General features: G+C 69.3%; 8 protein-coding genes and 1 pseudogene. 5 read left to right on the top strand and 4 right to left on the bottom strand.

Annotation, left to right across the window (positions count from 1 at the left end; all coding sequences use genetic code 11):
* Nucleotides 1-299 precede the first annotated feature (299 nt).
* The 3 genes and pseudogenes from ACZ4U4_RS03255 to metG all read left to right on the top strand — a co-directional run bounded on the left by ACZ4U4_RS03255 (nt 300) and on the right by metG (nt 3,042).
* Nucleotides 300-905: a hypothetical protein gene (locus ACZ4U4_RS03255; RefSeq protein ID WP_467868947.1), complete on the top strand. Its 606-nt coding sequence runs from the start codon at nt 300-302 to the stop codon at nt 903-905.
* A 41-nt stretch (nt 906-946) separates the two neighbouring features.
* A pseudogene (locus ACZ4U4_RS03250) lies at nt 947-1,161 on the top strand (MFS transporter); the annotation flags it as partial.
* A gap of 162 nt (nt 1,162-1,323) precedes the next feature.
* Complete coding sequence (gene metG, locus ACZ4U4_RS03245) at nt 1,324-3,042, top strand: methionine--tRNA ligase (protein WP_467868721.1); 1,719 nt, start codon at nt 1,324-1,326, stop codon at nt 3,040-3,042.
* A 78-nt stretch (nt 3,043-3,120) separates the two neighbouring features.
* On the opposite strand, the gene aspS is transcribed toward metG, so the two are convergent.
* Entirely contained in the window at nt 3,121-4,926 is a 1,806-nt protein-coding gene (gene aspS / locus ACZ4U4_RS03240; RefSeq protein WP_467868720.1) for an aspartate--tRNA ligase, read from the bottom strand.
* A gap of 292 nt (nt 4,927-5,218) precedes the next feature.
* On the opposite strand from aspS, the gene ACZ4U4_RS03235 reads away from it, so the two are divergent.
* Nucleotides 5,219-7,420: an ATP-binding SpoIIE family protein phosphatase gene (locus tag ACZ4U4_RS03235; RefSeq protein WP_467868719.1), complete on the top strand. Its 2,202-nt coding sequence runs from the start codon at nt 5,219-5,221 to the stop codon at nt 7,418-7,420.
* Here the strand turns inward: ACZ4U4_RS03235 and ACZ4U4_RS03230 are convergent.
* The 3 genes from ACZ4U4_RS03230 to ACZ4U4_RS03220 all read right to left on the bottom strand — a co-directional run bounded on the left by ACZ4U4_RS03230 (nt 7,351) and on the right by ACZ4U4_RS03220 (nt 10,196).
* Entirely contained in the window at nt 7,351-8,475 is a 1,125-nt protein-coding gene (locus ACZ4U4_RS03230; RefSeq protein ID WP_467868718.1) for an AI-2E family transporter, read from the bottom strand. The two genes, ACZ4U4_RS03235 and ACZ4U4_RS03230, sit on opposite strands and share 70 nt — an antisense overlap.
* A gap of 119 nt (nt 8,476-8,594) precedes the next feature.
* Nucleotides 8,595-9,548 carry a pirin family protein gene (locus ACZ4U4_RS03225; RefSeq protein ID WP_467868717.1) on the bottom strand — a complete coding sequence of 318 codons (954 nt, stop codon included), beginning with the start codon at nt 9,546-9,548 and terminating at the stop codon, nt 8,595-8,597.
* Nucleotides 9,549-9,725: 177 nt separating this feature from the next.
* Nucleotides 9,726-10,196, bottom strand: a complete 471-nt coding sequence (locus ACZ4U4_RS03220) for an SseB family protein (protein ID WP_467868715.1) — start codon at nt 10,194-10,196, stop codon at nt 9,726-9,728.
* A 192-nt stretch (nt 10,197-10,388) separates the two neighbouring features.
* On the opposite strand from ACZ4U4_RS03220, the gene ACZ4U4_RS03215 reads away from it, so the two are divergent.
* Nucleotides 10,389-12,215, top strand: coding sequence for an acyl-CoA dehydrogenase (locus tag ACZ4U4_RS03215; RefSeq protein WP_467868713.1), 1,827 nt, complete (start codon nt 10,389-10,391; stop codon nt 12,213-12,215).
* Nucleotides 12,216-12,396: the final 181 nt, after the last annotated feature.

Raw genomic sequence — 12,396 nt, 5'->3', positions numbered from 1 at the left:
GAGCACGGGACAAAACTACCCCCTCTACACGCCTTGGAGCGCTCTACACACGAGGCTTTCACAGTTCATCGACTCGCACCCCCTGGACGTTCAAGACCAGGGCACATTCCTCGAACATCGCTCGATCAACACCAAAGCCTCAGTAATGGTCGTGAATTCTTCCGCCGAACGCGGGCCGCGGCCTGGCCACAGAGACGTCTGGAGCATCAACATCGGCTGAACTTAACTGCGCAGCTGGAATCCGAACGCGCTCGGAAACTTCGCTGAGACCTCCCCCTCCATATCGAAAGAGTAAATACATGCCGCATCCTCTCACCGAGCCAACAAGGCTCGACCCCGAAGATGCTGTAATCCACTGGATGAGGTTCGCACAGTACTGCCGTGAAGGGTATCCATGGGAAGTGGAGGATTACCTGACGGCCGTCGCCACTCGCTCTGCTGCCGAAAAAGTTCTGACAGAAGCGCCGGAAGGTCAGCGAACTCTGACACTCCGAAACTCCCTCTCAGAGATCGACACGTCACTGAGATACCAATTCACAAGGGAGGCATTCCCTCGCGCCCCTGCCAGGGAGTGGTGGATACGCTACGTCCCGGAATACGCATCCCAACCGTTCCGTGACGAGTTCGAAGAAGTCTACCGAATTTCAATAAGAGCGGAATCTCTCTTCGATACCGATCTGGAGGAAATGGCACGCCAAACCGAAAGCGGTCTGCCGGCCTGGGAAGTTTACGCTGCCGCAAGAGCTGGCAGGTGGTACGTATCCAAGGAACCAGCACTGCTCTTCCGAGCCTGCGCCCTGCTCACCCCACTCGATCGCAGGGAAAGACGCATGTTCTGGTCCTGGGCAAATGGGAACCTTCCGGATTCCGAGTTGTCCACGATTTTCGGTGCCCCCGGCAGCTGAGCCTCCCGATCCCGGCCGAAAGACCCATCCCCCGCCCCACTGGGCGGATCGCGGATCGCGTCGGGCGGAAGACGACGTTCATGGTGGGGCTTATGGGGTTCGCGGTGAAGTCGGGGCTCAAGGGGGCGGCGGGTGGGTCGGGGTGCAGGAGGCGTTCGGCGCGGTGCTGGCGCCGTCCGCGCTGTCGTTGCTGACGACGACGTTCCGGGGCGGGAAGGAGCGCGGCAAGGCGTTCCGAATCTACGGGGCCCCCGCCCCGGACACCGCCCGCTGAAGGGCGCAAGCCCCCGCGCCCGCCGCTCTGCCTGCGGAAATGGCCGCGGAAACGCCTGTGAATTGGCCTGGCCACGTCCAGTACGATATTGACGTTCCGTAAAGCAATTCCTCACTCACCGTAGCGACTTGGGAGCAGCCGGCAATGGCTCGACACCTCATCACCAGCGCCCTTCCGTACATCAACGGGATCAAGCACCTGGGCAACATGGTGGGGTCCATGCTCCCGGCCGATGTGTACGCGCGGTATATGCGCAAGCGCGGGCACGACGTCCTCTACATCTGTGCGACGGACGAGCACGGCACCCCGGCGGAGCTGGCCGCGAAGGCCGCGGGCCAGTCGGTGGCCGCGTTCTGCGCCGAGCAGCACGACAAGCAGAAGGCGATCTACGACGGCTTCGGGCTGGAGTTCGACCACTTCGGCCGCAGCTCCTCGCAGCAGAACGTCGAGCTGACGCAGCACTTCGCGCGCAAGCTCCACGAGAACGGCTTCATCGAGGAGCGGGCGATCCGCCAGGTGTACTCCAACGCCGACGAGCGGTTCCTGCCCGACCGCTACATCGTCGGCACCTGCCCGCACTGCGGCTACGACAAGGCCCGCGGCGACCAGTGCGAGAACTGCACCCGGGTCCTCGACCCGACGGATCTGATCGACGCCCGCTCCGCGATCAGCGGCAGCGGTGACCTGGAGGTCCGCGAGACCAAGCACCTCTTCCTCCTCCAGTCCAAGCTCCAGCACGAGGTCGAGGGCTGGCTGGAGGGCAACGGCAGCAAGGAGTGGCCGACGCTCGCCTCCTCCATCGCCCACAAGTGGCTGACCGAGGGCCTCCAGGACCGCGCGATCACCCGTGACCTCGACTGGGGCGTCCCCGTCCCCGCCGACGTCTGGCCGGAGCTGGCCGCCGAGGGCAAGGTCTTCTACGTCTGGTTCGACGCGCCGATCGAGTACATCGGGTCGACGAAGGAGTGGGCGGACGCCGACCCGGAGAGCCGCGACTGGAAGTCGTGGTGGTACGAGGCGGACGACGTGCGCTACACGGAGTTCATGGCCAAGGACAACGTCCCGTTCCACTCCGTGATGTTCCCGGCCACCCAGCTCGGCACCCGTGAGCCCTGGAAGAAGGTCGACTTCCTCAAGGCGTTCAACTGGCTCAACTACTACGGCGGGAAGTTCTCCACCTCCCAGCAGCGCGGCATCTTCACCGACGCGGCGCTGGAGCTGCTGCCCGCCGACTACTGGCGCTACTTCCTGATGGCGCACGCGCCGGAGTCCGACGACACCTCCTTCACCTGGGAGCTGTTCTCCGCCTCCGTCAACAAGGACCTCGCCGACACCCTCGGCAACTTCGTCAACCGCGTGCTGTCGTTCTCCCGCAAGCGGTTCGGTGACGAGGTTCCGGCCGGCGCCGAGGCGGGCGAGGCCGAGCAGAAGCTGGGCGAGGAGATCGCGCGGCTGCTCGCCGAGTACGAGGGCCACATGGAGGCACTCCAGTTCCGCAAGGCCGCGGCGTCGCTGCGCGCCCTGTGGAGCGCGGGCAACTCCTACCTGGAGGAGAAGGCCCCCTGGCTGGAGATCAAGACCGACCAGGACGCCGCGGCGCTGACGCTGCGCACCGCGATGAACCTCATCCACCTCTACGCGGTGATCTCCGAGCCGTTCATCCCGGCGTCCGCGAAGGCCATGCGCGGCGCGTTCGCGCTGGCGGACGACACCGCGGCGTGGGTGACCGGCGAGGAGGCCGCGGCGCTGGCCTTCGTCCCGGCCGGTACCGCGTTCACGGTGCCGCCGGTCCTCTTCGCGAAGATCACCGAGGATGACCTGGACGCGTACCGCACCCGCTTCGGCGGCGGTGACGACGCCTAGCCACGACGCGCACCGCACACGGCGAAGCCCCCGCGACCTTCCGGAAGGTCGCGGGGGCTTCGCCGTGTGCGGTGCGCGTCAGCCCTGGGTCTTCACCTGGGGCTTGCGGATGCTGAGGTGCAGCTCCTTGAGGCGCGCCTCCTCGACCTCGCTGGGCGCACCCATGAGCAGGTCCTGGGCGTTGCCGTTGAGCGGGAAGGCGATGGTCTCGCGGATGTTCGGCTCGTCGGCCAGCAGCATCACGATGCGGTCGACGCCGGGGGCGATGCCGCCGTGCGGCGGGGCGCCGAACTTGAAGGCGCGGAGCATGCCGCCGAACTCCGCCTCGACGGTGTCCTTGTCGTAACCGGCGATGGCGAACGCCTTGTACATGACGTCCGGCTCGTGGTTACGGATCGCGCCGGAGGACAGCTCGGTGCCGTTGCAGACGATGTCGTACTGCCAGGCGAGGATGTCCAGCGGGTCCTTGGTCTCCAGCGCCTCCAGGCCGCCCTGGGGCATGGAGAACGGGTTGTGGGAGAACTCGATCTTGCCGGTGTCCTCGTCCTTCTCGAACATCGGGAAGTCGACGATCCAGCAGAAGCGGAACTCGTCCTCTACGAAGTGACCGGTGCGCTTGGCCGCCTCGACGCGGACCGCGCCCATGATCTTGGAGACCTCGTCGAAGTCGCCGGCACCGAAGAAGACGGCGTGGCCGGGCGCCAGGCCCAGGGCCTCGACGAGCGCCTTGGTGTCCTCGTCGGTGAGGAACTTGGCGATCGGGCCGGTCAGCTCGAGGGGGGCACCTCCCTGGCCATCAAGGCCTTGGGGGCCCTCGCCGACGCGGATCCAGGCGAGGCCCTTCGCGCCCTGCTGGACGGCGAAGTCGCCCATCTGGTCGAAGAACTTCCGCGACTGGCCCGCGGTGTCCGGCACGGCCAGCGCGCGGACGTGCTTACCGGCGAACGCCTTGAAACCGGAACCGGCGAAGACGTCCGAGACGTCCACCAGCTCCAGCTCGGCGCGGAGGTCCGGCTTGTCGGAGCCGTACTTCAGCATCGACTCGCGGAACGGGATGCGCGGGAACGGCGAGGTGACCGTGCGGCCGCCACCGAACTCGGTGAACAGCTCGGTCATGAGCTTCTCGATCGGCCGGAAGACGTCCTCCTGCTCGACGAAGCTCATCTCGACGTCGAGCTGGTAGAACTCGCCCGGCGAGCGGTCGGCGCGGGCGTCCTCGTCGCGGAAGCAGGGCGCGATCTGGAAGTAGCGGTCGAACCCGGCGATCATCAGCAGCTGCTTGAACTGCTGCGGCGCCTGCGGCAGCGCGTAGAACTTGCCGGCGTGCAGCCGCGAGGGGACGAGGAAGTCGCGGGCGCCCTCGGGGGAGGTGGCCGACAGGATCGGGGTGGCCATCTCGTTGAAGCCGAGCGCGGTCATCTTGTGCCGGATGGCGGAGATGACGGCGGTGCGCAGCAGGATGTTGCGGTGCATCCGCTCACGGCGCAGGTCGAGGAAGCGGTACTCCAGGCGCTTCTCCTCGTTGACGCCGTCCTCGGCGTTGATGGTGAACGGGATCTGCTCGGCGGCGCCCAGGACCTCGACGTCGGAGACCTCGATCTCGATCTCGCCGGTCGGCAGGTCGGGGTTGACGTTGTCCGCGCCGCGGGCGGAGACCTTGCCGTCGATACGGACGACGGTCTCCTTGGTCAGCGAGGAGAGCGCCTCGTTGGCGGGGGTGCCGGGACGGGCGACGAGCTGCACCAGACCGTAGTGGTCGCGCAGATCGATGAAGAGGATGCCGCCCAGGTCACGTCGATTGTGCAGCCAGCCGCTGAGGCGGACGTCCGTGTCGACGTCCGCGGCCCGAAGCTCGCCGCAGGTGTGGGACCGGTACCGATGCATCGCTCATCCAAGTCGTCGCGAGTCGAGGTGGGGAGGCCGCACACGGACGCTGCCCGTCCGTGGCCGAACCGCTGCCGTCCGTGGAGGACCGCCCCGGGTATGTGATAACCGCTCCAGGGTACCGGCCCGGGGCCGGGCGCCGGATTGGCATATACGTGACACCGGACGGGGGCGGGGCCGGGCGCGGGCCCCGTGCTTCCGCCGGTCCCGCCCCCGCCCGCGGCCGGGTGGGCCGCACCGTGGCGGTGCACCGCGTTGGTGACCGTCGGAAGAATCAACTTAAAGTGAGGCAATGCGCACGAAGGATCTCCTGGCCGCCCTCGCGACCGGCCTGTGGCGCTGGGACGACGCCTCGGGGCAGGTCCGGCTCGACGCCGAGGCCGCCCGGCTGCTCGGACTCCCGGCGCGGGCCGTGGAACTCTCCCGGGCGACCGTGCGGTCCCGTTTCCACCCGGTCGACTTCGCCGAGATCAACGGCGTGGTGCAGCTCGCCGTCGCCGAGCGGAGCCTCGCCGAGTCCCGGCTGCGCGTCGTCGACGCCGACGGCCGCGTGCTGCGCACCGTCCGCTCCCGCTTCTGCCCGCTGCGGCGCGACGGCACCTTCACCCTGCTCGGCACGCTCCAGGAGGTGCCCGACCCGCAGCCCGACGCCACCGCCGTACGCACCCCGGTCACCGGCGACTGGCGGCGCTCGCGCGAGGCGTTCCTGCTGGACGCCGGGCGGGCGCTGGCGGAGGCGCGGTCCACCGCGGAGGTGCTGCGGGTGGCGGCCGGGCTGTCGATGCCGGGGTTCATACCCGATGGCCTCGCCGTCTTCGGTGTCGTCGGCGGCCGCCTCACCGTCATCGGCCACCACGGCCAGCCGGGCGGCGACGAGCGGCCGTTCACCGACATGACGACGGACACCGACTACCCGGCGGCCGAGGTCGTCCGGACCGGGCGGGCGATCTATCTGCCGACGCCCGAGGCGTACCGCGCGCGCTACCCCACCGCCTGGCCGCTCGCCGCCCGCTTCGCCCGCACCTCGTGGGCGTTCCTGCCGCTGGTCAACGCGGGGCGCACGATCGGCGCCTGGATGGCCGGGTTCAACCATCCGGTGGCCTTCACGCCCGACGAGCGGGCGGTGCTCACCACCGTCGCGCGGATGCTCGCCCAGGCGCTGGCCCGCGCCGGGGCCCAGGAGTCGCAGCACGAACTCTCCGTCGGGCTGCAGCGCACCATGATGCCGACGGTGCGGCCGGACCTCCCCGGGATGACGGTCGCCGCGCGGTACGTGCCGACCGGCGGCGGTCTGGAGGTCGGCGGCGACTGGTACGACATGATCCCGCTCCCGTCCGGCCGGACCGCGCTGGTCATCGGCGACGTCCAGGGCCATGACGTACGGGCCGCGGGGCTGATGGGACAGCTGCGGATCGCGCTGCGCGCCTACGCGGCGGAGGGCCACCACCCGGACGGGGTGCTCTCCCGCGCCTCCCGTTTCCTCTCCGGCATCAACGACACCGAGGGCGCCGATCCGCGCTTCGCCACCTGCCTCTACATCGAGGTCGACCCGGCGACCGGGCTGCTGGACATCGCCCGGGCCGGCCACCCGGAACCGGCGATCCGTACCGCCGACGGCACCATGCTGGTCCGCGCCACCGCGGGCGGGCTGCCGCTGGGCATCACGCCGGACACCGACTACCCGACCACCCGGCTGGTCCTGGAGCCCGGCGAGACGATGCTGGTCTGCACGGACGGGCTGATCGAGACCGGCGGCCACGACCTGGAGACCGGCTGGGCCCGGCTGCGCGGCGTCGTCGAGTCGCATCCGGACGGGGTGGCCGACGGGGGCCTGGAACGGCTGGCGGACGCGCTGGTCCAGGCCGTCCACGGCCCGCCCTCGCACCACATGACCGGGCCGCTGGTGGACCGGCGGGAGGACGACATCGCGATGCTGCTGCTCTCCCGGGACGCCGCCGCGTGCCGGGTGGGAGCGGGCGGCCCGGAGGCGATGCAGCCGGTGCGGCGCACGGTGCTGACCATCGCCCAGGCCGAGCCGGAGCGGATCGCCGAGGCCCGGGCGCAGATCCGCGAGGTGCTGCACGACTGGGCCGATCCCGAGCAGGTGGACGCCGCGGTGCTGCTGGTCTCCGAGGTCGTCACCAATGTGCTGATGCACACCGACGGGGACGCACTGCTGGTCATCGAGTTGTCGGGCCCGGCCGGACGCCGCCGGATGCGGGTCGATGTGGCCGACGCCAGCGATGAGCTGCCGCACCGCCGCAGCCCCGGCGAGCTGGCGTCCTCGGGCCGCGGCCTGGTGCTGATGGAGCTGCTGGCGGGGGCGTGGGGCGTGGAGCCACGCGGCGACGGCAAGTCGACCTGGTTCGAGATCTACGAGGACGCGGGCGCCGGCTCCCCGGCGGAGCCGGACGCCGAGGCGCCCTACGCGGATGCGGAGCCGGGCGCCTCCGGTCCGGTGTCGTCCGGTGAGCCGGTGGCCGAGCTGAGGTAGTGGCGGCGCAGTTCGTGGAGCGCGCCGAAGGCGGCGGCGGTCAGCGGTACGGCCAGCAGCATGCCGAGGATGCCCGCGACCCCGGCGCCCGCGGTGATCGCCAGCATGACGATCGCCGGGTGCATCTGAACGGTCCGGCTCTGGATCAACGGCTGGAGGACATGCCCCTCCAGCACCTGCACCGCGAGGACCACGCCGAGCGCCCACAGCGCCTTGACGTAACCGCCCTCGGCGAGCGCCACCAGGACCGCGACGGCGCCCGAGATGAACGCGCCGAGGTAGGGGATGTAGGCGCCGACGAAGACCAGCGCGCCCAGCCCGAAGGCGTTGGGAACGCCCAGGATCAGCAGTCCGACGGTGATGCAGGTGGCGTCGATCAGCGCGATGAGGGTGGTGCCGCGCATGAAGCCCTCGATCGCCTGGAAACCGCGGCGGGCCATGCCCTCCAGCCGCGGCGCCGAATCGCCGGGAGCCCAGTCGCGCAGCGCGCCCAGCGCCTTGTCCGAGTCGCGGAGGAAGAAGAAGGTCAGCAGCAGTGCGAGGACCGCCATCGCGATGAACTGGCCGACGACGCTGACCCCCGCCAGCAGCCCCGAGGCGGCGGTGGTGCCGAACTTGCCGATCAGCGTCTTGGCGTTGGTGGCGAGGTCGTCGAGGGAGGTTCCGGCGGTGCCGAAGTGCCGGGAGAGCTGCTTCGCCGCCTCCTTGAGCGAGGCGATGATCTGGTCACCGGTGTCGACCAGCGCGCTGACCACGATATATCCGGCGCCGCCGACCACGATCACCAGCACCGCGCAGGTCAGCCCGGCGGCCAGCGAGCGGTTCAGTTTCATCGCCACCATCCGCCGGTACAGCGGCCCGAGCAGCGCACTGCCCAGCAGGGCCAGCAGTACGGGCGTGACGGCGGCGCTCAGCTCCACGCTGAGCCAGACGCCGACCGCGATCACACCCGCCACCAGCAGCGCCACCGCACACCAGGCGGCGGTCCGGCGGGCGGCGATCGGAAGCAGCGGCGCCTCGCCGCGGGGCCTGTCTCGTTTCAGGTCGTTTTGCACCCGAACAGTCCATCATGTGCACCGGCCGGACACGGCCCGTGTTTCACGTGAAACACGGCACGGCCGTCCGGCGTTTCACGTGAAACGCCGGACGGCCGCCACCCTTGCGGGGTCCGCGCTCAGCTCTCCTCGGCGGGTACGGTCCCGAGCCGTCCGGCCTGGAAGTCCTCGAATGCCTGGGCCAGTTCGGCGTGGGTGTTCATGACGAACGGGCCGTAGTGCCGCATCGGCTCCCGGATCGGCTCGCCACCCAGCAGCACGACCTCGAAGTTCGGGCTGCGGGACTCCTGCGTCTCGTCCGCCCGGATGGTGAGCGAGTCACCGGAGCCGAAGACGACCGCCTGCCCGGTCCGGAACGGACGGCCTTCCGCACCCGCCGTGCCGCGCCCGGCCAGCCCGTACGCGAGGGCGTTGAAGTCGGCCCGCCACGGCAGGGTCACCTCCGCGCCCGGGTTGACCGAGACATGGAGCATGGTGATCGGCGTGTGCGTGGCGCCGGGACCCTTGTTGCCGTCGAGGTCACCGGCGATCAGCCGCAGCAGCGCACCGCCGTCGGCGGAGGTGAGCAGCTTGACCTGACCGCCGCCGATGTCCTGGTAGCGCGGCGCCATCATCTTGTCGCGCTTGGGGAGGTTCACCCACAGCTGGAGGCCGTGGAAGAGCCCGCCGGACATGACGAGCGACTCCGGCGGCGCCTCGATGTGCAGCAGCCCGGACCCGGCGGTCATCCACTGGGTGTCGCCGCCGTTGATGGTCCCGCCGCCGCCGTGCGAGTCACGGTGCACGAAGGTGCCGTCGATCAGATAGGTGACGGTCTCGAAGCCGCGGTGCGGGTGCCAGGGCGTGCCCTTGGGCTCTCCGGGCGCGTACTCCACCTCGCCCATCTGATCCATCATGATGAACGGATCGAGGTGCTTGTAGTCGATCCCGGCGAACGCGCGGCGCACCGGGAATCCCTCGCCCTCGAAGCCGCTCGGCGCGGTCGCGACGGCCAGCACGGGACGGGGGCGTGCCTCGGCGGGTGCCGCCACACGCGGCAGGGTCAACGGATTCTCAACGGTCACTGCGGGCATGACGGCCTCCTCGGTCGTTCGGGTTTCAACTTAGTTGAATGCTGAACAACCTGCAAGGCGTCACACATTCCCCGCCACATCGCCGCAGGTCGGCGCAGGATTTTCGGCACCACGGCACACCGAAGGGCCGACCCGCGGCATGCGGGCCGGCCCTTCGGTCCGGTCAGAGGGAGCGGCTCAGCCGTACATCCGGCGCATCGCGAAGTCGACCATCTGCTCGACGGCCGTCGCGTCGAAGACCATCCGGTGGTCGCCCTCCATGTCGAGGACGAAGCCGTAGCCGGTGGGCAGCAGGTCGAGCACCTCGGCGCCGGTGATGACGAAGTACTTGGACTCCTTGCCCGCGTACCGCCGCAGCTCCTTGAGCGAGGTGAACATCGGGATCACCGGCTGCTGGGTGTTGTGCAGCGCCAGGAAGCCGGGGTTGTCGCCGCGTGGGCAGTAGATCTTCGAGGTGGAGAAGATCCCCTGGAAATCCTCGGCGGACATCGAGCCCGTCGTGAAGGCCCGCACCGCATCCGCGAGTGAGGGCGGGGACGGCTCCGGATACAGCGGCTGCTCGCCGTAGCCCCCGGAGGGAGGTTGCTGCGGCGGGGGCGGCGCACCGTACTGCTGCCCTGCACCCGCACTCTGGTCGTAGCCGTACATGCGGCACAGCGTACTGAGTCGCGAGGGGACGCTCGTCACAGATGGCCGGATAGGGGTTGCTTCTTATTACCGATGGGTAGCATCATCGGAGCTACCTGCTGGTAATTGCGTGACGGGGCCCTCCACCGCACAGGACCTCGCGACGAGGCGCCACGCGCCACTCTCTTGCTGAACTGATACGGAGCCGTACCCATGGGGCACTACAAGTCGAATCTCCGCGACATCGAGTTCAACCTCTTCGAGGTGCTCGGCCGTGACAGCGTGTACGGCACCGGTCCGTTCGCGGAGATGGATGTCGACACCGCCAAGAGCGTGCTGTCGGAGATCGCCCGGCTCTCGGAGAACGAGCTGGCCGACTCCTTCGCCGACGCCGACCGCAACCCGCCGGTCTTCGACCCGGAGACCAACACCGCGCCGATCCCGGACACCTTCAAGAAGAGCTACCAGGCGTACATGGACGCCGAGTGGTGGCGGCTGGGCATCCCGGAGGAGATCGGCGGCACCACCGCGCCCCGCTCGCTGCTCTGGGCCTTCGCCGAGACGATCCTGGGCGCCAACCCGGCGATCTGGATGTACGCCTCCGGCCCCGCCTTCGCGGGCGTCCTGCACGACGAGGGCACCGAGGAGCAGCACCGCATCGCACAGCTGATGGTGGACAAGCAGTGGGGCTCCACCATGGTGCTGACCGAGCCGGACGCCGGTTCGGACGTCGGCGCCGGCCGCACCAAGGCCGTCCAGCAGGAGGACGGCAGCTGGCACATCGAGGGCGTGAAGCGCTTCATCACCTCCGGTGAGCACGACATGTCCGAGAACATCGTGCACTTCGTCCTCGCCCGCCCCGAGGGTGCCGGTCCGGGCACCAAGGGCCTGTCGCTCTTCATCGTGCCGAAGTACGACTTCGACTGGGAGACCGGCGAGCTGGGCGAGCGCAACGGCGCCTACGCCACCAACGTCGAGCACAAGATGGGCCTCAAGGCGTCCAACACCTGCGAGATGACGTTCGGCGCCAACCACCCCGCCAAGGGCTGGCTGCTCGGCGAGAAGCACGACGGCATCCGCCAGATGTTCAAGATCATCGAGTTCGCGCGGATGATGGTCGGCACGAAGGCCATCGCCACCCTCTCCACCGGCTACCTCAACGCGCTGGAGTACGCCAAGGAGCGCGTGCAGGGCCCCGACCTCGCGGCCTTCACCGACAAGACCGCGCCCCGCGTCACCATCACCCACCACCCCGACGTGCGCCGCTCCCTGATGACGCAGAAGGCGTACGCCGAGGGCATGCGCGCCCTGGTGCTCTACACCGCGAGCGTCCAGGACGAGATCATCGCCAAGGAGGCCGCGGGCGAGGACGCGAGCGCCGCCACCCGCCTCAACGACCTGCTGCTGCCGATCGTCAAGGGCTACGGCTCGGAGAAGTCCTACGAGCAGCTGGCGCAGTCGCTGCAGACCTTCGGCGGCTCCGGGTACCTCCAGGAGTACCCGATCGAGCAGTACATCCGGGACTCCAAGATCGACACCCTCTACGAGGGCACCACCGCCATCCAGGGCCAGGACTTCTTCTTCCGGAAGATCGTCCGCGACCAGGGCCAGGCACTGACCGCGCTCTCCAACGAGATCAAGGAGTTCCTGGGCCAGGAGGCCGGCGGCGAGGAGCTGGCCGCCGCCCGCGGCGTGCTGGCCAAGGCCGCCGCCGACCTGGAGGCGATCGTCGGTGCGATGCTGACCGACCTCGCCGCCACCGAGAAGGACGTCAAGTCCATCTACAAGGTCGGCCTCAACACCACCCGCCTGCTGCTGGCCTCCGGTGACGTCGTCATCGGCTACCTGCTCCTCAAGGGCGCGGCCGTCGCCGCCGCGAAGCTGGACGGCGCCTCCGCCAAGGACAAGCCGTTCTACACCGGCAAGATCGCCGCGGCGAAGTTCTTCGCGCACAACGTCCTGCCGGCCATCTCCGTGCAGCGTTCGCTGGCCGAGGGCATCGACCAGTCCCTGATGGAGCTGGACGAGTCCGCGTTCTGATCCTTCGGCGGATCCGGCCGCACCCGGATCCGCCTCCCACCGGCGGTGCCCGCCTCCCCATCCCCCGGGGCGGCGGGCACCGCTGTACGCAGGGCCTTCACGTCCCGCGGCGCAACCCCGACGAACACCCGCATCCTGGCCGGAAGAGGACGGAGCGGAACGCGGTCCGCCCGCATCGGCG

The sequence above is a fragment of the Streptomyces sp. NPDC029159 genome (assembly GCF_055564055.1).
This window is presented reverse-complemented; position numbering and strand designations above follow the sequence as displayed.